The organism is Streptomyces rimosus (assembly GCF_008704655.1).
Lineage (GTDB): Bacteria > Actinomycetota > Actinomycetes > Streptomycetales > Streptomycetaceae > Streptomyces > Streptomyces rimosus.
On the sequence record NZ_CP023688.1, the window covers coordinates 7416216 to 7437507 of the forward strand.

The window sequence follows — 21292 nt, forward strand, 5'->3', positions numbered from 1 at the left end:
GGGGAGGGCCGTGGTCGTGCGCGCCGCGTCGGAACGGGACCGGCCCCCGGGCATCCGCTGTGGATGCCCGGGGGCCGGTGGTGCGGTACGGCCGGGGGCCGTGGCGGCCGGACCGCTCAGGGGATCACCGCCCGGTCAGAACTCGAAGACCACGCCCTTGCCGGCCTCCATCGCGCAGGGGTTGGCGAAGGTGTGCTCGTACGCGACGCGGCGGCCCTGCCAGACGCCGTTCGCCGTCACCACGACGGGGTTGTACTCCTTGGTGCACATACGGTCCGAGGCGGCCTTGGTGATCTTGTTGAAGTCGCCGTTCGCGGTCCGGAGTTCGGCGCAGGCGGCGCGCGCCATGGGGTGCGAGCCGCTCCCGGCCGAGCTACAGCTCAGCGACACCGCACGCTGGATGGAGGCCGTCGCGGCGGTGTCCCCGTACCCGACGGTGAGCACCAACTCGGAGGGTGCGTACAGGCTCTTCGGCGTCGCGGGCTCGGCCTGGGCCGTGGTGGCCAGACCGCCGAGTGCGAGCGCCGCGCCGAGCGCGATCCCTCCAGTGATGTACCGCATTTTCGAACTCTCCTTCGGTTGTCGTCTCGAATGCCGGACATCGAGGAGTCTGGCCGAGGCGCATCAGGAAAGCACATCGATCGGTGACTTCCAGTCGTTGGTTGAAAACTCAGCGTGGTGGCGTGAAGTCGAGTGGTGGGTGTTTCGGTACGCGATGCGTGCTATGCCGCGCGGTCAGCGGGAACATGTGGGGCGCCGGGTTCCGGCCGGGCCGGGCGTGCGGCGAAAAACAGCCAACTCCTGTGGTTCGAGGGGGCGCGGGGGGCTCGTGCGGGTTCGCCGCTAATGGCCGAAGTGCGGCTGCCGAAGGGGGTGTTGGGAGGGGTTGGGCGGCTGTCGGTGGCGACGGCACGCGGTGTCCCGGCGCGCGAACGGCGTGCCGTATGCCCCATTGAGGTAACTTTGCGGCACTTGTTCGCGGCGCGAGGAGAGAACCGTCATGGGCGGATGGCGCTGGTACCGCACGCGCCGCAGACTGCGCACCCACCGGGTGTGGAAGCTGCCGGTCGTCCTGCTGCTCGTCGGCCTCTTCCTGTCCTGGCTGCTGCCGGCGGCCGACCGCGAGTTCACCCACCTCCAGCGGGACGTGGGCGAGCAGTTCTTCCCGCACCTGGACTCCGGGTCGATGTCCACCCTGCTCGGCGCCGTCGCGGGCGGCATGATCACCCTGACCGGCCTGGTCTTCACCGCGCTCACGCTCGCCATGCAGTTCGGCGCGGCCCAGCTGTCCGTCCGCGTGGTGCCGATCCTCCAGCAGGAACCCGTCATGCGCTGGGCCATGGGCACCTTCATGGCGACCTTCGTCTACACCCTGATGGTGTCGGTGCGGCTGGCGGTCCGTGAGGAGGACTACCGGCCCGTCCTGTCGATGCTGTTCGCCATCGGGCTCTCGGTCGTCTGCGCGGTGCTGTTCTTCGCGCTGGTGGCGCGGGTGAGCGGCGTACTGAACTCCGGTGTACTGCTGCGCACGCTGGCCGCCGAGGGGCGGCGGGCGGTGTTCCGTACCCACCCGTCCGGCCGGCCCGCGACCGGCGGCCCTCTCCCGGAGGACGGCGCGCAAGCGGACGGCGAACCCGAGGTGGTACGGCTGGGCACACCGCCGCGGAGCGGTCAGGTGCTGCTGGCCTTCGACGCGCGGCGGCTGGAGCGGCTGGCCCGGAGATGGGGCGCGCGCGTCGAACTCGTACCCGTGGTGGGGGACTTCGTGGCACTGGAGGCGCCGCTGTTCGCCGTGTACGGACCCGGCGGCCGGACCCGCCGCCGGGCACTGCTGCGCTGCCTGCTGTTCGGCGAGACGCAGAGCGTTTCCGGCGACCCGGCCGGAGCGTTGCGCGCCCTGGTGGACATCGCCCTCAAGGCGCTGTCTCCGGCCGTCAACGACCCCGGCCGGGCCGTACAGGTGCTGGACCACATCGAAGACCTGCTGGTACTGCTCGCCCCGCGAACGGCACCCGAGCCCGCCGCCGGCACGGCGGCCTTCACCCACCGCACCCGCTCCTGGGCCGACTACGTGTGCATCGGCACGGACGAGATCCGCCACTTCGGCGCCGCCTCGGTGCAGGTCCAGCGGCGACTGCGCGCCCTGTACGCCACGGTGGTGCCGCTCTGCGGGCCGGAGCGGGCCGGGCCGGTCGACGCGCGACTGGCGACGATGGACGCGGAAGCCCTCCGCCAGTGGCCCCAGGAACTGGACCGCCACCTCGCCGGCCGCCCGGACCCGCAGGGCCTGGGGACGGAGAGCGGCAGCGAACCGCTCGCGCCCTGACCACGGCTGCCGGGAAGCGCGTACCCGGCCCGACCGGCTGATCTAAAGTTCTCCGGTAGGCCCGTCACCTGGTGACACGAGAAGGAAACCACGAATATGCCGACCGAGACGTTCGAGTTCCAGGTAGAAGCACGTCAGCTCCTGCAGATGATGATCCACTCGATCTACTCGAACAAGGACGTGTTCCTGCGCGAGCTGATCTCCAACGCCTCCGACGCGCTGGACAAACTGCGGCTAGAAGCGCTGCGCGACGACACCCTCGACGTCGACGTGTCCGACCTGCACATCGACATCGAGACCGATGCCGAGGCGCGTACCCTCACCGTCCGCGACAACGGCATCGGCATGTCGCACGACGAGGTGGTCCAGCTCATCGGGACCATCGCCAACTCCGGGACCGCCAAGTTCCTCCAGGAGCTGAAGCAGGCCAAGGACGAGGCCACCGCGGAAGGGCTCATCGGGCAGTTCGGCGTCGGCTTCTACGCGGCGTTCATGGTCGCGGACAAGGTCACGCTGGTGACCCGGCGGGCGGGGCAGAGCGAGGGCACGCGCTGGTCGTCGACCGGCGAGGGCACGTACACCGTCGAGCCGGTCGAGGACGCGCCGCAGGGCACGGCCGTCACGCTGCACCTCAAGCCGGTGGACCAGGAGGACCAGCTCTTCGACTACACCTCCCGCTGGAAGATCCGGGAGATCGTCAAGCGGTACTCCGACTTCATCACCTGGCCGGTCCGGATGGCCGCCGAGGCCCCGGCCGAACAGAAGGAGAAGGAGGAGGGGGACGGCGAGGAGGCGAAGGCCGCGCCCGAGCCCGAGACGCTCAACTCGATGAAGGCGCTGTGGGCGCGCTCCCGGGACGAGGTGAGCGACGAGGAGTACCACGAGCTGTACAAGCACATCAGCCACGACTGGACCGACCCGCTCGAAACCCTGCGCATGCAGGCGGAGGGCACGTTCGAGTACCAGGCGCTGCTGTTCCTGCCCTCCCGCGCGCCCCAGGACCTGTTCGCGCGGGACCACAAGCGCGGTGTGCAGCTCTATGTGAAGCGCGTTTTCATCATGGACCACTGTGAAGCGCTGCTGCCCGAGTACCTGCGCTTCGTCAAGGGCGTCGTCGACGCCCAGGACCTGTCGCTGAACGTCTCCCGCGAGATCCTCCAGCAGGACCGGCAGATCCAGCTGATGCACCGCCGGCTGGTGAAGAAGGTGCTGTCCACGGTCAAGGAGATGATGACGCAGCGCCCGGAGAACTACGCCACGTTCTGGCGGGAGTTCGGCCGCGTCGTCAAGGAGGGCCTGCTCAGCGACCACGAGAACCGCGACGCCATCCTGCGGATCGCCTCCTTCGCCACCACCCACGACCAGGAGAAGCCGACCACCCTCCAGCAGTACGTCGAGCGCATGAAGGAGGGCCAGGAGCACATCTACTTCATGACCGGCGAGTCCCGTACCGCCATCGAGAACTCGCCGCACATGGAAGCCTTCCGGGACAAGGGCTACGAGGTGCTGCTGCTGACCGACCCGGTCGACGAGGTGTGGGTCGAGACCGTTCCCGAGTTCGAGGGCAAGGAACTGCGGTCGATCGCCAAGGGCGAGGCCGACCTCGACGAGGAGGAGACCGAGGAGGCCAAGGCCGAGCGGGAGAAGCGGCAGGAGGACTTCGCGGGGCTGCTGTCCTGGATGACGGAGCGGCTCGGCGAGCAGGTCAAGGAGGTACGGCTGTCCTCCCGCCTGACCGTCTCCCCGGCCTGCATCGTCTCGGACACCGACGATGTGACCCCGGCGCTGCGCAACATGTACCGCGCCATGGGCCAGGAACTGCCCGAGGCCAAGCGCATCCTGGAGCTCAACCCCGGCCACCCGCTGGTCGAGGGGCTGCGCAAGGCCCAGGCCGAGCGTCCCGACGACGCGGACCTCGCCGGGACGGCCGAGCTGCTGCACGGCATGGCGCTGCTCGCCGAGGGCGGTGAACTGAGTGACCCGGCCCGCTTCACCAAGCTGATGGCGGAGCGTTTGGAGCGCGCGCTGTAAGCGCTCCGACGGACGCGTCCCGTAACACTGCCGCCGAGTCCCCGCAGGGGCCCGGCGGCAGTGTCATGCCCGGCGCCGGTCCAGCCCCGGCAGTCCGGCCGTCAGCGCGCGCATCCCGCGCGCCACCAGTTCGGCGGGGTCCTCCGCCCGCGCGTCCGCCCCGTCGTCCGCCGAGGCCCAGGTCTCCACCGCGACCCGCATCGCCGTGTTGGCGGCCGCCGCGGCGAGCCGTACCTCCAGCGGGCCGCCGTCCGTCACCTCGGCGAGGACGGGGATCAGCGCCTCCTCGGAGTCGTGGTGCACGCGGTGCCAGACCGAGCGCAGCGCCGGGTCGTCCCGCATCACCCGCAGCAGCCCGCGCGTCCAGCGCAGCGCCTCGGCCGCCCGCTCGTCGGACGGCGTCAGCGCCCGCCGCGCCGCCCGCTCCAGCACGTCCCGTACGGACCGCCCGTCGGCCTCCCCGGCCAGCCGGCGCAGCTCCGCGAGCCACTGCCGTACCCCGACGGCGAGCAGCGGCGCGACCGCGTCCTCCTTGGTGCGGAAGTAGCGGTAGAAGGTCCGCAGGGCGACGCCGGCGGCGCGGGCGATGTCGTCGGCGGTGACGGCGGAGCCGCGCTCGGCGAACAGCGCCGCGGCGGCGCGCGCGATCTCCAGCTCGGTCGCCGCCTTGCGCCGCTCGGTCAGGGAGGGGGCGGCGGACGGCGGGGGCGCGGTGGCCGGTGCGGTGGGGCGCGGTGCGGTGGGCATGGGGCGAGCTTACGACGCCCGTACGGCGAGGTGGCACGGCGCGCGGAGGTGGCACAACGTGCCACCAAGGCGTACGGTGCCGGTGTCGCCCGCGGCGGACGCGGACACCGAGAGCGGGAGAGAGCCACATGGAACGCTTCGACGGACGCCGCGTCCTGATCACCGGGGCCGGTTCGGGCATCGGGCAGGCCACCGTGCACCGGGTGCTGGCCGAGGGGGGCCGGGTGGTGGCCGCCGACATCAGCGAGGCGGGGCTGAAGGCGACCGCCGGGCGGGCCGCGGCGGACGGCCACGCCGACCGGCTGAGCACCGCGGTGCTGGACATCGCGGACGAGGCCGCGGTGCGCGCGGGCGTCGCCGCCGCCGTCGAGACGCTGGGCGGGCTGGACGTCCTGGTCAACGCGGCGGGCATCCTGCGCGCCTCGCACACCTACGAGACCACCCTGGACGCCTTCAACCGGATCATCGCGGTCAACCTGACCGGCACCTTCCTGATGATCCGCGAGGCGCTGCCCGCGCTGCTGGAAGGCCGGGCGCCGGTGGTGGTCAACTTCAGCTCGACCTCCGCCGCGTTCGCGCACCCCTACATGGCGGCGTACGCGGCCAGCAAGGGCGGCATCCAGTCCATGACGCACGCCATCGCGAGCGAGTACGCCAAGCAGGGGCTGCGCGCGGTGTGTGTGGCGCCGGGGTCGGTGCGGTCCGGCATGACCGCGGACCCGGGCCTGCCGGCGGACGCCGACATGAGCCTGTTCGGGAAGCTGCTGCCGGCCATCGGCGAGGGCTTCGCGCCCCCGGAGACGGTCGCGGGCGTCATCGCGATGCTCGCCTCCGAGGACGGCGCGTTCATCACCGGTACGGAGATACGGATCGACGGCGGCACCCACATGTGAGGCAGGGGCGTACGGACGGCGCCGTCACTGCCGTACCTCGCTGCGGTTGATCATCGTCCGGCCCTTGGTGAGGGCGGCGAAGGCCAGCGTCAGGACGGTGCCCGCGACGGCCCAGGCGGACAGCACCAGCAGCGGGCCGGTCACCGCGTTGCCGTGGAAGTACGCGATGGAGCGGGACACCCAGGTGCCCGCGCCCGGCGGCAGCGCGGGGCCGATCGCCCGCCAGAAGTCCGGCAGCAGGGGGTACGGGTAGGCGCCGCCCGCGCTGGGGTTGCCGGCGATCACCACCACGAGGATGGTCAGGCCGATGCCGATGATCCCGGCGATGGCCTGGAAGGCGAAGGTGGTGGCGCCCACCGCGAACACGATCAGGGCGCCCAGGCCCCACAGTCCGTAGAGGCTGCCGGGCAGGGCCCCCAGGATGGGGCCGATGACGACGGCCCCGGCCAGGCCGGTGAGGACCGAGTAGACGGCGAGCGCGGCCAGCCGGATGACCGCCCGCTTGAGGTTGGTGGGGCGGGCGCCGAAGCTGATCGCGAGGATCGCGGCGCACAGATAGCCGCCCACGCACCAGCCGACCACCAGGTAGAACGAGGACAGGCCGCGGGTGTCGTCCTTGTCGGCAGGAGCGATGTCCCGGACCTGCACGGTGCGCTTCTGCGCCTTCTCGGCCTGGGTGACCACCTGCTCGACGGCTTGCGAGAGCGAGGCCCCGGAGCCGCTGGCCACCAGGAGTTTGTCGGTGCTGCCGCGCGGATCGACGATCAGGGCGCCGTCGATGTCCCGCTCCCTGATCTGCCGCGTCGCGTCCGCCTCGGAGGAGGCCGCGCGCGGGTCGAGGGGGGAGCCCGGCAGCTTGTCGAGCCGTTCGACGAGCTGCCCGCTCATCTGCTGGGGGGCGACGACCGCGAGCGCCACGTCCTTGGGCTTGGGGGAGTGGAAGGCGCCCGCGTACGACGCGATGAACAGGGCCGTCAGGGCCAGTACGCCGATCATCAGCAGCGCGGCCCGGGCGGAGACCGCGTCCTTCACCTCCCCGAGGAAGCTGCCGCCGTGGGTGTCCTGGTCCCGGTTGCCGCGGGTGCCGTCGTCCGCCGTGGCCATGTGCCACTCCCTCGCCCTGTCGTGCCGAGCAGTTCGTTGTCACCTTTTGCCCCATATCTTCCGTTCCATTACGGAAATCCGCAGGCCGGGCGGGCTGATCGGGGGCGAAGGGTAGGCGCCGTTCGATTTTCGTACGACTGTTCGAGAAAAGCGTTATGGTGGGAACGCGACGGGGGACGCGGAACAGGTCAGGGGGTGCACGAGCGGTAGGAGGCGCGGATGCCACGGTTCACGCATCTGCACACCGCCTCGGGCTTCTCCCTGCGGTACGGCGCCGCCCACCCCGAACGCCTCGTCGAGCGCGCCGCCGAACGCGGCATGGACGCCCTCGCGCTGACCGACCGGGACGGCCTCGCCGGAGCCGTCCGCTTCGCCAAGGCGGCGGCCGCGGCCGGCGTCCGCCCGCTGTTCGGCACCGAACTGGCGGTGGCCCCGCCCGAGGGCGGCCACCCGGCGCCGGGCGCCGCCCCGGGGACGGCCCGGCGGCGCGGTCCGGTGCGCGGCGGCGCGTTCATCGACGAGTCCGCGGCCCGTGCCGTCTTCCTCGCCCGGGACGGCGCGGCCGGCTGGGCCATGCTCTGCCGCCTGGTCACGGCCGCCCACGCCGCCACCCTGCCGGGGGACACCACCCGGCCCGTACTGACCTGGGCCGCCCTCACCGAAGCGGTGCGCGCCGGGGCGCCGGACGCGGTGACCGTCCTGCTCGGCCCGGACTCCGACCCCGGCCGCGCGCTGGCCGCCGGGCGTCCCGACCGCGCCGCCCGGCTCCTCGCCCCCTGGCGCGAACTGTTCGGCGACGCGCTGCGCCTGGAGGTCGTCGACCACGGCCGTACCGGCACCGGCCCCGGCTCGCTGCGCCTCGCCGCCCGTACCCTCGGCTTCGCCGTCGAACACGGCGTCCGGGCCGTGCTGACCAATGCCGTCCGCTACGCCGACCCCGGCCAGGGCCCCGTCGCCGACGTCCTGGACTCCGCCCGCCGCCTGGTCCCGGTGGACCGGCACCGCCCGGAGGCCCGGGACAGCGGCGAGCGGTGGCTCAAGGACGCGCACACGATGGCCCGTACGGCCGAGCGGGTCGCCGAGGCGGCCGGTCTCGGGCCCGGCACCGCTCGGCGGCTGCTGGAGATGACCGAGGAGACGGCCGCCCGCTGCCGGGTGGACCCGGAGGACGGCCTCGGGCTGGGCACCGTCCACTTCCCCGAACCGCGCCTGGTCGGCGCCGCGCGCCGCACCGCCGGACGGGTGCTGCGCTCGCGCTGCGCCGCCGGGATGGTGCTGCGCGGCTACGACCGGCGCCGTAAGTACTGGGAGCGGATGGACCACGAACTGGACATCATCGAGCACCACGGCTTCGCCTCGTACTTCCTGACCGTCGCCCAGGTCGTCCAGGACACCCGGGAGCTGGGCATCCGGGTCACCGCGCGCGGCTCGGGCGCGGGCTCGCTGGTCAACCACCTGCTGGGCATCGCGCACGCCGACCCGGTCGAACAGCACCTGCTGATGGAGCGCTTCCTGTCCAAGCGCCGCGCGGTGCTGCCCGACATCGACATCGACGTGGAGTCCGCACGCCGTCTGGAGGTCTACCGCGCGATCTTCGACCGGTTCGGCACCGAGCGGGTCGCCACCGTCGCCATGCCCGAGACCTACCGGGTGCGGCACGCCGTACGGGACGTGGGCGCCGCCCTGGGCATGGACCCGGCCGAGGTGGACCGGCTGGCCAAGGCGTTCCCGCACATCCGCGCCCGCGACGCCCGCGCGGCGCTCGCCGAACTGCCCGAGCTGCGCGGTGTGGAAGCGGAGCGGTACGGACCGATGTGGGACCTGGTCGAGGCGCTGGACGCGCTGCCGCGCGGCATGGCCATGCACCCGTGCGGGGTGCTGCTCTCGGACGCCTCGCTGCTGGCCCGTACGCCCGTCGTGCCGACCCGCAGCGAGATCCCGCACCGCGACGGCGAGGGCGGCTCCCCGCTGCCGATGGCGCAGTTCGACAAGGACGACGTGGAGGAGATGGGACTGCTCAAGCTGGACGTGCTGGGCGTACGGATGCAGTCCGCGATGGCGCACGCGACCGCCGAGATCGGGCGGGCCACCGGCCGCACCGTCGATCTCGACGACCCGGCGCAGGTGCCGCCCGGCGACCCCGCCACGTACGGCCTGATCCGCTCCACCGAGACGCTCGGCTGCTTCCAGATCGAGTCGCCGGGACAGCGCGATCTGGTCGGGCGGCTCCAGCCCGCCACCTTCCACGACCTGGTGGTCGACATCTCGCTGTTCCGCCCGGGACCGGTCTCGGCCGACATGGTGCGGCCCTTCATCGAGGCCCGGCACGGCCGCCGGCCCGCCCGCTACCCGCACCCGGACCTGGAGGAACCGCTGCGCGAGACCTATGGCGTGGTCGTCTTCCACGAGCAGGTCATCGAGATCCTGCGGATCATGACCGGCTGCGACCGGGGCGAGGCGGACGAGAAGCGGCGCGCGCTGTCCAAGCCGGAGATCCAGGGGCAGGTGCGGGCCTGGTTCACCGGGCGGGCCGCCCGCCGGGGGTACGCGCCCGAGGTGGTCGAGCGCACCTGGGAGATCGTCGAGGCGTTCGGCTCGTACGGCTTCTGCAAGGCGCATGCGGTCGCCTTCGCGGTGCCGACGTACCAGTCCGCCTGGCTCAAGGCGCACCACCCGGCGGCCTTCTACGCCGGGCTCCTCACCCACGACCCGGGGATGTATCCGAAGCGGCTGCTGCTGGCGGACGCGCGGCGGCGGGGGGTGCCGGTGCTGCCGCTGGATGTGAACCGGTCGGCGGTCGCTCATCGAATCGAACTGGTGTCTGGTTCGGAGGGTGGGACTGCGGCTTCCGGGGCGGAGCCGGGGGCCGGTGCCGGGCCGGCCGGTGCCGGTGCGGGCCCCGGGGCCGGTCCGGCCGTCTGGGGTCTGCGGCTCGCTCTGTCCGACGTGCACGGCATGAGCGAGGCCGAGGCGCGCCGCATCGAGGAGGGGCAGCCCTACTCCTCGCTTCCCGACCTGTGGCGGCGGGCCCGCCCCAGCCGCCCGGTGGCCGAGCGCCTCGCCCGCGTCGGCGCGCTGGACGCCTTCGGCGCCAACCGCCGGGACCTGCTGCTGCACCTGGCCGAACTGCACGGTCAGCAGCGGGGCGTGGCCGCGGGGCAGCTTCCCCTGGACGCGGGGGACGGCGCCGCCGGGCCCGTCGAGGCGGTCGAGCCGGCCGGGCTGCCCGACCTGAGCGACGTCGAACGGCTCAGCGCCGAGCTGGGCGTCCTCGGCATGGACACCACCCGGCACCTGATGAGCGACCACCGGGAGTTCCTCGCGGAGCTGGGGGCGGTTGCGGCCAAGCGGTTGCGCGAGGTGGAGCACGGGGAGACGGTGCTGGTCGCCGGGGCCAAGGCGGCCACCCAGACCCCGCCGATCCGCTCCGGCCGCCGGGTCATCTTCACCACCCTCGACGACAGCACGGGCCTGGTCGACTGCGCCTTCTTCGATGACAGCCACGAGGCGTGCGCGCACACGGTCTTCCACTCCTGGCTGCTGCTCGTACGCGGCACGGTCCAGCGGCGCGGGCCGCGCAGCTTCAGCGTGGTCGGCGCCGCCGCCTGGAACCTGGCCGAGCTGGCCGAACTGCGGCGCGAAGGCGGCCTGGAGGCGGTCACCGCGCGCCTCGCGGAAGGGGGACCGGCGGTGGACCCGGCCGTGCTGGTGGACGGTGGCACGGCGGACGGCGGCGCGGTGCCGCGCCGGGTGCACAGCGAGCCGGGCCGCGCGGGCTCGGCCGCGGCCGAGGCGACCTGGGCGGCGGACCAGGTCCCGGCGGCCACTGCCGGGGCCGGAACCGGAGCCGGCCCGGCCGCCGGCCGCACCATCCGGCTGGAGACCGGCTATGAGCTGCACCCCTGGGCCGACCTCCGCCCGGCGGGTGAAGGCTCCGCCACCGGACGGAAGTTGTGGCACGCCAGCCCGGGGAGTGCGGGATGACGCTGATGAGAGGGCCGGCCGATGGGCCTGCCGAGGTGCTGTACGTACGGTTCCGCGCCGCCGGGGACGGTGGTGCGGAAGGGGGCCAGGGCGCCTCGCTCGGCGCGGAGACCTACGGCCATCTTCTGCGGCTGCTCGGCCAGTTCACGCCGGTGATCGAGGCGCTGCCGCCGGACGCCGCGCTGGCCGACGTACGCGGAGCGCTGCGCTACTTCGAACGGGACGCCGCGGGCATCGCCGAGCTGATCCGGCTGCGGGCGCTGGCCTGGTACGGGGTGCGGTGCACCATCGGCATCGCCGGCAACCCGCTGCTCGCGCGGATGGCGGCGCAGGGCGCGGCGCCCGGCGAGGTGCGCCGGGTGCCCGGCGACGCCGTCGCGGACTTCCTCGACCGCAAACCGGCCGCCGCGCTGCACGGCGTCGGACCGGCGACCGCGCGCGCCCTGTGCGCGTACGGACTGGACAGCGTCGGACGGATCGCCGCCGCGCCGCCCGCCACCCTCCAGCGCATCCTCGGTGCGAAGACCGGCCGGGCGGTGCACGACAAGGCCCGCGGGATCGATCCGAGCCCGGTCACCCCGAACGCCGCCGCGCGCTCGATCGGCGCCGAACACCGCTTCGCGCACGACGAACTGGACCCGGACCGGCGGCGCCGCGCGCTGCTCTCCCTCGCGGACGACCTCGGCGCCCGGCTGCGCGGCAGCGGCCGGGCGGCCCGCGCGCTCACCCTCACCGTCCGCTACGCCGACCGCTCCACGACGACCCGCACCCGGCGACTGCCCGAACCGACCGCGCACGGACCGGCGCTGACGGACGCGGCGTACGCGCTGCACGCGGCGCTCGGGCTGCAACGGGCGCGCGTACGGTCCGTGGCGCTGCGGGTGGAGGACCTGTGCCGGGCCGAACTCGCCACCCGGCAGCTGACGTTCGACCCGGCCGAGGACAAGGCGCGCCGCATCGAGGCGGCCGTGGACCGGGCGCGGGCCCGCTTCGGCGAGGCGGCGGCCCGGCCGGCGGCGAAGCTGGCTCAGCCGTACAGCCGGTCGCCGTACCGCGGGCCGTAGTGCTCCTCCAGCTGCTCCAGCGGTGTGTCGGGGACCTCGACCCCCTTGGCTATGCGGGCCCGTGAGGGCGGCGCGTCGGGCTGCCAGCTCTCCGGCTTCCACAGCCCGGAGCGCAGGAACGCCTTGGCGCAGTGGTAGAAGACCTCGTCGATCTCCACGAGCAGCGCCAGCCGGGGGCGGTGGCCCTTGACGACCATGGCGTCGAAGAACGGCGCGTCGCGCACGATCCGGGCGCGGCCGTTGACGCGGAGGGTGTCACCGCGGCCCGGAACGACGTAGTCCAGACCGACCTGCGGGTTGGCGAGGATGTTGCGGAAGCCGTCCACGCGCTTGTTGCCGGGGCGGTCCGGTATCGCGATCGTCGTGTCGTCCAGCACCAGTGTGAAACCGGCCGGGTCGCCCTTGGGCGAGACATCGCACCGGCCCTCGGCGTCCGAGGTGGCCACATAGCAGAACGGCGAGCACGCCAGCCACTGCCGGTCCAGGTCGTGCAGCCGGTCGCGCACCTTGTGCAGCGCGTGGTCGTTCGGCTCGCCGACCAGCTCGCGCAGCTCCCGCTCGGACGTGATCTCCGCGACCTCGGACCTGACCTGCCGGGCCACCGCGCCCGCTGTCCGCTCCACCGCCGTCACGGCGCTCCCCCTTCGTCAGCAAGGTCGACTCCCTTGCGACTGTACGGGAGACCACTGACAACCGGCCGCGCGGGTTTCTTCGGAATTTCCCGCCGGAACGGGAATCTCCCACCCGGCGCGCGGCGCTGAGAGATGACACGACGTGGGCCGGCCACGGCCGGGCGCGCCCTGCTCGCTCCCACGCCGCACCACAGGGGAGTGCGGCGCGGGGGCGGGGCGGGCGGGGTGGCGCCGCCGCCCCCTGAGGTGAAGGGAAGGGGACGGCGGCGCCGGTGTGGGGGGTGAGGCCCCGTGAGGCCAGTGGGGGATGACCTCACGGGGCAAGCCCTGTGGGTCAGTGGGGGATGACCTCACCAGGGGCCCTGCGGGGCCAGTGGGGGATGGCCTCGCAGGTGGGCCCTCATGTGTGGGGGAAGGGCCCTGCGGGTTGGACAGTGGGGTCAGCCGCGCTGCCGGGCGGCCTTGCGGCGTGTGCTCGCGAACAGCACCGAGGCGCCCAGCGCCAGGACGGCCGCGCCGCCGATGGCGATCGGCCCGGTCGCGCTGTTGCCGCCGGTCTCGGCCAGATGGTTCCCGGCCGCCTGCTGGTCACCGGCCTGCTTCGGGTCCACCTCCTTGGCCGCGCCGCCGTTGGGGTGCGCCGCGTTGCCCGCGGCGCTGTCGTGCTGCGCCTTGCCGTCGGTCCCGGCGGCCGGGGCGCCGCCGTGCGCGCCGTGGTGCATGTGGTCGATGGTGGACTTGTCCGCCTCCGCCGCGATCTGCCGGTCGCTCGGCGCGGCGGCGGCCGGGGCAACGCCCTTGCCCGCGCCGCCGCTGTCCTTGCCGAAGACCACGTCGGAGCAGGTGTAGAACGCCTCGGGGCTGTCCGAGCGCTGCCAGATGCTGTAGATCAGGTGGCGTCCCGACCTGGCGGGCACCTTGCCGCTGAAGACGTAGTCGCCGCCGGTCAGCTTCGGGTTGGTGACCTTGGCGAACGGCTTGGCCTCCAGGTCGGACCACTTGAGCGGCTTGGCGGGGTCGTAGCCGTCCTTGGTGAGGTACAGCTCGAAGGAGCCGCGGTGCGGGGCGGTCGCCTTGTAGTGGAACGTGTGGTTGCCCGCCTGGAGCTTGGTGGCCGGCCAGTCGGCCCGCGGCAGGTCCAGGCCCTTGTACTCGGCGCTGTTGGCGCTGCACAGCTTGCCGTCCGGGATGCGCTTCTTGGACTGCCCGCCGGCGTTGCCGTCCCGTACGCCGTTCCAGTCGTACAGGGCCTGGGTGCCGGCGGCCGCGACCATCGCCTTGCAGGCCGCGGACTTCGGGTGTTCGGGGCCTTCGGCGAAGCAGGCGGAGATCCGGCTGACCGGGTCGGTCATCGAGCCGTGGGCGACCGCGGGGGTCGCGGAGAGCGCGGTGAACACCAGCGGGGCGATACCGGTCAGCGCGATACCGGCGGCCTTGCGGCGAGCGGTCATCGTGGGGGTCTCCTTCGTCGGGTCGGGGGGAGCGCACCGGCGGGAGCGCCTGATCCCGCCGGTGCGATCAGCACGCTAGCCCCGCTGAGCAGGGGATTCGGGCCCGAAAGCCGGTTCTCGGCGATCTTTATGGCCCGCTTAAGGAAGACCTGAGGGCGGATTAAGTCCTCGGGACGGATCGTGGTGGAGGCAATCCGGAACGCGCAGGGGAGGGGCGGGAAGGGTGTCGCGGCGCCGGTGTGGCGCGAGTTGACAAAGTTAGGTATGCCTAACCTAATCTTCGGCGTGTGAACGAGGCCGCACCCCCGAACGACGCCTGCGCGGGCCTGATCGTCCTGGCCCGCAACCCCACCGACTCCGTCACGGAAGGCTTCCTGCCGGCCGCGGCCCGCCTCGGCCTGCCCGTGGCGCTGCTGACCGATCAGCCGGACGCCCACCGGGAGGCGTACGGGCGGTACGCGCGCGAGCGGGGCGGTGGCGGCCCGCTGCCCGGCGAGCTGGACATCGTACCGTGCGACGTACTGGACTTCCGTGCCGTGATCGCGCGAATCGCCGCGGGAACCAGCCGAGTTGGAGCGCCCGCCGCGGTCTTCACCAACAGCGACCACCTCCAGGCCCAGGCCGCCCTGGCCGCCGGCTACTTCGGGCTGCCCGGCAAGGACTGGCGGGCCGCGTATCGCACGAAGAACAAGGCCGAGCTGCGGCGCGCCCTGGCCGCCGCCGGGCTGGACGCCGTACGGTCCGCCGAACTGGCGCCGGACGACGACCCGGACGGGCATGGCATCCCGTACCCCTGCGTCCTCAAACCGCGTGAAGGCGTCGCCAGCGAGGACGTCTTCCTGGTTGCGGACGACGCGGAACTGGCCGCCCGCTGCCGCGAGATCCGGGACCGGCGGCCCGGCGCCGCGCTGGTCCTGGAGGAGTACCTGGACGGCACCCTGCACACCCTGGAAACCCTCGGCGACGGGCACACCCTGCACCCGCTCGCCTCCTTCCGCACGGACATCTCACCGCCGCCGCACTTCATCGAGGAACGGCTGCGCCTGCTCCCCGAACCGCCCCGGCCCGCCACGGACCAGGTGCTGACCCAACTGCGCGCGCTCGGCGTCGGCTTCGGCGCCTGCCACACCGAATACGTGGACCAGGGCGGCCGGGCCCGCATCATCGAGGTCAACTACCGCGCCATCGGCGACCAGTGCGACCTGGTCCTCGCCGAGGCGCTGGACCTCCCGCTGTTCGAGCTGGTCCTCCGTACGCACCTGGGGGAGCGGCTGCCGCGGACCCTGGAGGCGCGGCGCGGCGTGCGGGTGCGCATGGAGTACGTGTGCGCCGGCCGGGACGGGGTGCTGAAGGCGGCCCCGGACGCGCACCTGGGAGAAGCGGACGGCGTCCGGCTCGACTACCGGCCCTTACGCGAGGTGGGCGAGCGGCACCCGCTGTACCGCACCAACCGCGACTTCCTGGGGGTGCTGCGGGCCACCGGACGCGACGAGGAACGTATCGACGCGGCCGTACGGGAGTTCCTGGCCGCCCACCGTTGGGAGATCGTGCCGTGACGGCGGTGACGGGAGACGGCGTACCGGACACGCTGTGCGGTGCGGAGCCGGAGCACATCGAAAGCGGTCCCCTCGGCGGCCCGGAGGAAGAGCTGATGCGGCGTGTGCTGAGCACGCTGCTGCGCGAGGACGCGTACGGGCTGCGCGGCGCCGCCGGCACGCTGCGCGGCACGGACGGCGACCGGCTGCGGCTGCCCCTCCCGGACGGCCCGGTCCTGATTCCGGTCGAGGCCGACGGCTTCCAGTGCGAGATCGCCGCCCGGACGGGAGCGCTGGAGCGCCCCGACGGCACACGGGTGACCGGCATCGACGCGATCATGGGCCTGCTGCGTACCGCGGTGCCGCCCGAGGACCGGCCGGGCTTCGACGCCTTCGTCGGCGAGTGCCACCAGGCGCTGGCCACGGCCCGGATGCAGGCCGCGGAGCGCGCGGCGGTGGTCGGCCGGCTCGGGCCGCACGCGGGCGGCGGCGCGTACGGCGGGAACAGCGGGCCGGCGGACGGCGCGAGCGGCGGGGGCCGGGGCGCGGCACCGGACGCGCACGCCGTGCCGCCCGGCACGACCGGCGCGTACGACGGCGACCGGGCCTGGTGCGGCCCCGGCGGCGCACTCGACTACGACACCCTCGCCGCCCACCGCGACCACCCCGTCTACCCCACCGGCCGGGCCCGCATCGGCCTGGACGCCGGCCAGGTGCGCGCCTACGCGCCCGAGTTCGCGCCCGGTTTCGCGCTGCGCTGGCTGGCCCTCCCGTACGAGCACGTCAACGGCGACCCGGCGGCGCTGCCCCACTGGTGGCCCACCCCGGCGGACCTGGGCCTGCCCCGGCTGGACGGCAGCCACCTCGCTCTGCCCGTCCACCCGCTCACCGCCGACGGACCGCTGGCCGAAGCGCTGCGCGTCCGCGGCCTGGAGGGCGCGGCGCGGCTCGCGGACCGCGCGTGGCTGCGGGTGCGGCCCACCCTGTCGATGCGGACCGTCGCCGTCACCGACGACCCGTACACCCACCTCAAACTGCCGCTCGCCACCGCCACACTGGGCCGCCTCAACCGGCGCGGCATGAAACCGGGCACCCTCGTGGACGGCGCGGTGGGCCAGCGCCTCCTGGAGACCGTCGTGGCCCGCCACCCGCGCTTCGCCGAGACCGTGCTCCTCGCCGACGAGACCACCCACCTGGACGCCGGGCACGACCTGCTGGCCACTCTGGTGCGCCGCTTCCCCCGGGGCAGCGGCGGCACGGCGGCCGTGTGCGGGAGCGGCGGTCCGGCCGCCGCGCGGAGCCTGCGCGGTCTGCGCGGTTCCAGCGGTCTGCGCGGCGCGCGGGTGGTGCCGGTGGCCGCGCTCGCGGCCCGGATGCCGGACGGGTCCCTGGTCGCCGACGACCTCGCCCGCCGCTTCTACGGCGGCGACCTGCTCGCCTTCCTCGACGCCTATCTGACCCTCCTGCTGGACTGGCACACCACCCTCTTCGCGTACGGCATCGCGCTGGAGTCGCACCAGCAGAACACCTCGCTCATCCTGGACGAGGTCGCCGGGCGCCCGCGTCTGCGCCTGCTGCTCAAGGACAACGACGGGCCGCGGGTGAACACCGTCCGGCTGGCCGCCGTGCTCGGCGGGGACGCCGCCGACCTGTGCGGCTTCGCCGACCGCCGCATCCTGGTGGGCAGCGACGTCCCGGTCGCGGACGTGTTCACCACCATCACCGTCCACCTGTGCGCCGGCGCCCTCGCCTTCGAACTGGCGCGGCTCGGCCGCGCGCCGCTGCCGGTGCTGCTCGGGCAGCTCCGCGCGCGCCTGACGGAGGCCGTGGACCGGCTGGACGCCGCCCCCGGAGCGGCCGCCGCCGTGCTGCGCACCCGCGTCCTGGACGCCGACCGGCTGCCGGTCAAGGCCATGGTCACGGCCGGCAGCCTGCTCACGAAACGGCGGTCGGGCGCGTCGGACATCAACAAGCACTACGTCACCGGGCCGAACTACCTGACCCCACCGGGTCGGTGACCGCCACCCCCACAGGCACCGTGACCGGACCGCCCACCGCTCGGGCCCCGCTCCCCACCCCTCGTTGGAGTCCCCGCAATGCCCCTCGCCCCCTCCCGCACGGCCGGCCCGGACCGCGCCGTCCCGCGCTCGGCCGACGAACCTGTCGCCCACACCCTCCTGAACTGCCTGGTGCGCGAGATCTGCGGCCCGGAACGGCAGACCGCCGTGGCCGGTGACCACCTGCTGCTGCGCCTGCCGCGCTGCGGCGAACTGCTGCGTATCGGACTGCGCCGCACCTCGCTGACCGGGGCCCACCGCTTCCGCGGCCCCGCCGGACAGTGGCGCGACGGCGGCTGGCACGAACTGGGCTGGCAGGAACTGGCCGCGTGCACGCAACGCGAGCTGGAGCTGCGTACCGGCGTACGGAACGAGGAGTTCCGCGCGCAGGTCGCGTCCAGCCACGCGGGCGTCACCGCCGCCCTGCGCCGCGCCGCGGCCTCCACGGACCACGACCCCAGGGGCACCGGACCGCACGCCCGCTACCTGCGCTCCGAACAGTCGCTGCTGTTCGGGCACCGCTTCCACCCGACGCCCAAGTCCCGTACGGGCAGCGCCGCCGACTGGGCCCGCTACGCGCCCGAGGCCGGGGCCCGCTTCCGGCTGCGGCACCTGGCCGTACGCGCCGAGTGCGTACGCGAGGAGGCCGCCACGCCCACCGCGCTCACAGCCCTGGACCGGCAGGGCGAGGTGCCCGACGGCTACCGGCTGCTGCCCGCGCACCCCTGGCAGTACGCGATGCTCGGCGCGCACCCCGCCCTGCGGGACGCCGTACGGCGCGGGGACCTGCTGGACCTGGGGGAGCGCGGCGACGCGTTCGCGCCCACCGCGTCCGTCCGTACGCTCTACGACGGTCGTACGTTCCTCAAGTTCAGCCTCAACACCCGCATCACCAACTGCGTGCGCAAGAACGCCGACTACGAACTGCGCGGCGCCGTCGCCCTCACCCACCACCTGGAACCGGTCGCCACCGCCCTCGCCGCGCGCTTCACGGGCTGCGACCTGCTGCGCGAACCCGGCTACCGCACCGTGGACGTGGGCGACCGCGAACTTGCCGAAGGGCTCGGCGTCATCGTGCGGGAGGGGCTGGAGGAGCGGCTGCGGCCCGGCGTCACCCCGCTGCTGGCCGCCGCCGTGGCCGATGAACACCGCACGAGTGACGCCCAGTTCGGGGCGCTCCTGTCCGATTCCGGGCCGGTGGCGGCGCTCGGCTGGTGGGACGCGTACCTGTCGCTGCTCGTACCGCCCGTGCTGGCCGCCTACTTCGACCACGGCGTCGTCCTCGAACCGCACCTCCAGAACGTCGTGCTCGGCGTCGACGCCCACGGCATGCCCGCGCAGATCCTCTTCCGCGACCTGGAAGGCACCAAGCTGCTGCCCGGCGGCCCGCACGCGGCGTTCCTCGCCGGGCTGCCGGGAGAGGTGGCGCGGTCCCTGGTGTACGACCGGGAGCGCGGCTGGGACCGCGTCGTCTACTGCCTGCTCGTCAACCATCTCGCCGAGACGGCCGCCGCGGTCGCCGACCGGCACCCGGCGCTGGAGGGCGAGCTGTGGCGGGCCGTACGGGGCGTGCTGCGCGAGCGGAGCGCCGCGCACGGCGAACCGGACGAACTGCGTGCCCTGCTGGCCGGCGCGCCCCTGCCCGCCAAGGCCAACCTGCTGACGCGGTGGGGGCGCGCGGCGGACCGGGAGGCGGGATACGTCCGTATCGCCTCACCGGTCGCGCCCGGCGCCGCGGACGGCGGCCCGCCCGTGCCCACGGCCACCCCCGCCCGCCCCCGGAGCACCGCATGATCACGGAGCTGGCCGCGCGCCAGGTGGACGCCCTCACCGCCGGGCACCCGGGCCCCGGCGGTACGCTCGACGGCCCGCTGCCCGCCTACGTCTACGACCTGGCCGACCTCGCCGCCCACGCCGCGTCCGTACGGGCCGCCCTGCCGCCCCGCGTCGACCTGTACTACGCGGCCAAGGCCAACCCGGACCCGCGCCTGCTGCGGACGCTCGCCCCGTACATCGACGGCTGCGAGGTCTCCTCCGGGGGCGAGGCCGCGCATGTGCGCGCGGCGGAGCCCGCGCTGCCGCTGGCCTTCGGCGGACCGGGCAAGACGGAGGCGGAACTGCGCGCCGCCCTGGACCTGGGCGTCGAGCGCTTCCACCTGGAGAGCGAGCACGAACTGCGGATGCTCTCCGCACTCGCCCGGGCAGCCGGGCGGGAGGCGGACGTCCTGCTGCGCGTCAACCTGCCACTGGGCGCCGGGGCCACGGCCGGCGCGGCCCTGGCGATGGGCGGCCGGGCCACGCCGTTCGGCCTCGATCCCGCGCGCGCCGAGCACTGCCTGCCGCTGCTCTGCGACGGCCCGCTACGGCTGCGCGGCATCCACGCCCACCTGGCCAGCGGCCTCGACGCGCCCGCCCAACTGGCCATCGCCGCCCGGATCACCGACTGGGCCCGGCACTTCGCCGCCCGGCACGGCCACTCCCTGTGCGAGATCGGCCTCGGCGGCGGCATGGCGGTCGACTACGGACGCCCGGAGACCCGCTTCGACTGGGGGGAGTACGGCACCGGGCTCGCCGGGCTGGCCGACCGCTACCCCGAGTTCACGCTGCGCATCGAGCCGGGCCGGGCGCTGACCGCGTACTGCGGCTGGTACGTGACCGAGGTGCTGGACGTGAAGCACAGCCACGGCGAGGCGTTCGCCGTCCTGCGCGGCGGCACCCACCACCTGCGCACCCCGGCGGCCAAGGGCCACGACCACCCCTTCGTCGTGCTCCCCGTAGAGGAGTGGACCCGCCCCTGGCCCCGGCCGGGCGCCCACAACCAGGAGGTCACGCTCGCGGGCCAGCTGTGCACCCCGAAGGACGTGCTGGCCCGCCGGGCACCCGTCGCCCACCTGCGCGCGGGCGACCGGGTGGCCTTCGCCCTGTCCGGCGCGTACGCGTGGAACATCTCGCACCACGACTTCCTGATGCACCCGCCGCCGGGCTTCCACTACGTGGGCGGCCCGGAGGCGGCGGCCGTGCCCGCGGGCATACGGAGCGGCGCCGCGCTCCGTGCGCGGCGCCGCCCTTGACCCGGTCAGATGTCCAGTTCGCCTTCGATGCGCCGGAGCTGGTGCCGGGCCATGGCGAGGTTGGACCGGTCCTTGTCGAGTGCCAGGTAGAGGAACAGGCCGCTGCTGTTGCGGGACTTCAGCAGCCGGATGAGGTGGTACTGCGTGCCGAGGGTGATCAGGATGTCCTCGATCTCGTCCTTGAGGCCGAGCATGTCCATGGTGCGGACCTTGGCGCGCACCACGTCGGTGTTGCCGGCGGTGGCGACGGACAGATCGAGGTCCTTGCCGCCGCCCAGCGTGCCGAGCGCCATGCCGCTGCCGTAGTCGACCAGGGCCACGCCCAGGGAGCCCTCGATGCCGGTCATCGCTTCTTTGAGTGCCGTCTCGGTGTTGATCATGGGAGTCGCACTTGCCT

The 21292-nt window shown here is 73.8% G+C and carries 15 protein-coding genes; 9 read left to right on the forward strand and 6 right to left on the reverse strand.

All coding sequences use genetic code 11. The features are described 5' to 3' along the window. Positions 1-135: 135 nt before the first annotated feature. Positions 136-561: a subtilase-type protease inhibitor gene (locus tag CP984_RS32400; RefSeq protein WP_003984512.1), complete on the reverse strand. Its 426-nt coding sequence runs from the start codon at positions 559-561 to the stop codon at positions 136-138. 439 nt (positions 562-1000) lie between these two features. On the opposite strand from CP984_RS32400, the gene CP984_RS32405 reads away from it, so the two are divergent. Both CP984_RS32405 and htpG read left to right on the forward strand, forming a co-directional pair. Continuing rightward, positions 1001-2326, forward strand: a complete 1326-nt coding sequence (locus CP984_RS32405) for a DUF2254 family protein (protein ID WP_003984511.1) — start codon at positions 1001-1003, stop codon at positions 2324-2326. Positions 2327-2422: 96 nt separating this feature from the next. Beyond that, positions 2423-4357 carry a molecular chaperone HtpG gene (gene htpG / locus CP984_RS32410; protein ID WP_003984510.1) on the forward strand — a complete coding sequence of 645 codons (1935 nt, stop codon included), beginning with the start codon at positions 2423-2425 and terminating at the stop codon, positions 4355-4357. A gap of 63 nt (positions 4358-4420) precedes the next feature. Here the strand turns inward: htpG and CP984_RS32415 are convergent, their stop codons facing one another. Further along, positions 4421-5104, reverse strand: coding sequence for a TetR family transcriptional regulator (locus tag CP984_RS32415; protein ID WP_003984509.1), 684 nt, complete (start codon positions 5102-5104; stop codon positions 4421-4423). Positions 5105-5232: 128 nt separating this feature from the next. Between CP984_RS32415 and CP984_RS32420 the strand changes: the two genes are divergently transcribed. After that, positions 5233-5997, forward strand: a complete 765-nt coding sequence (locus CP984_RS32420) for an SDR family NAD(P)-dependent oxidoreductase (RefSeq protein ID WP_003984508.1) — start codon at positions 5233-5235, stop codon at positions 5995-5997. A 24-nt stretch (positions 5998-6021) separates the two neighbouring features. Here the strand turns inward: CP984_RS32420 and CP984_RS32425 are convergent, their stop codons facing one another. Beyond that, positions 6022-7101 carry an ABC transporter permease gene (locus tag CP984_RS32425; protein ID WP_003984507.1) on the reverse strand — a complete coding sequence of 360 codons (1080 nt, stop codon included), beginning with the start codon at positions 7099-7101 and terminating at the stop codon, positions 6022-6024. Between the two features lie 219 nt (positions 7102-7320). Here CP984_RS32425 and CP984_RS32430 point away from each other — a divergent pair, with 219 nt between their 5' ends. After that, entirely contained in the window at positions 7321-11085 is a 3765-nt protein-coding gene (locus CP984_RS32430) for a DNA polymerase III subunit alpha (RefSeq protein WP_030178880.1), read from the forward strand. After that, on the forward strand, positions 11082-12149 hold the full coding sequence (locus CP984_RS32435) for a DNA polymerase Y family protein (RefSeq protein ID WP_371282147.1): 1068 nt from the start codon (positions 11082-11084) through the stop codon (positions 12147-12149). Before CP984_RS32430 ends, CP984_RS32435 begins: the two co-directional genes overlap by 4 nt. Here the strand turns inward: CP984_RS32435 and CP984_RS32440 are convergent. After that, on the reverse strand, positions 12113-12781 hold the full coding sequence (locus CP984_RS32440; protein WP_003987194.1) for a pyridoxamine 5'-phosphate oxidase family protein: 669 nt from the start codon (positions 12779-12781) through the stop codon (positions 12113-12115). The genes CP984_RS32435 and CP984_RS32440 overlap by 37 nt on opposite strands. A 440-nt stretch (positions 12782-13221) precedes the next feature. Then, a complete protein-coding gene (locus tag CP984_RS32445) occupies positions 13222-14232 on the reverse strand; it encodes a lytic polysaccharide monooxygenase (protein ID WP_003987193.1) in 1011 nt (336 codons plus the stop codon). Positions 14233-14519: 287 nt separating this feature from the next. Here CP984_RS32445 and CP984_RS32450 point away from each other — a divergent pair, with 287 nt between their 5' ends. The 4 genes from CP984_RS32450 (at position 14520) to CP984_RS32465 (ending at position 20895) form a co-directional block, all read left to right on the forward strand. Then, positions 14520-15788: an ATP-grasp domain-containing protein gene (locus CP984_RS32450; protein ID WP_003987192.1), complete on the forward strand. Its 1269-nt coding sequence runs from the start codon at positions 14520-14522 to the stop codon at positions 15786-15788. Positions 15789-15883: 95 nt separating this feature from the next. Continuing rightward, the gene (locus CP984_RS32455; RefSeq protein ID WP_050504578.1) at positions 15884-17785 is read left to right on the forward strand and encodes an IucA/IucC family protein; all 1902 of its coding nucleotides are present in this window, start codon (positions 15884-15886) and stop codon (positions 17783-17785) included. 78 nt (positions 17786-17863) lie between these two features. Next, positions 17864-19618: an IucA/IucC family protein gene (locus CP984_RS32460; RefSeq protein ID WP_003986009.1), complete on the forward strand. Its 1755-nt coding sequence runs from the start codon at positions 17864-17866 to the stop codon at positions 19616-19618. Next, positions 19615-20895, forward strand: coding sequence for a type III PLP-dependent enzyme (locus CP984_RS32465; protein WP_003986008.1), 1281 nt, complete (start codon positions 19615-19617; stop codon positions 20893-20895). The genes CP984_RS32460 and CP984_RS32465 overlap by 4 nt, the downstream gene beginning before the upstream one ends. Positions 20896-20900: 5 nt before the next feature. Here CP984_RS32465 and CP984_RS32470 read toward each other — a convergent pair whose 3' ends face one another. Continuing rightward, positions 20901-21275, reverse strand: a complete 375-nt coding sequence (locus CP984_RS32470; protein ID WP_003986007.1) for a hypothetical protein — start codon at positions 21273-21275, stop codon at positions 20901-20903. Positions 21276-21292: the final 17 nt, after the last annotated feature.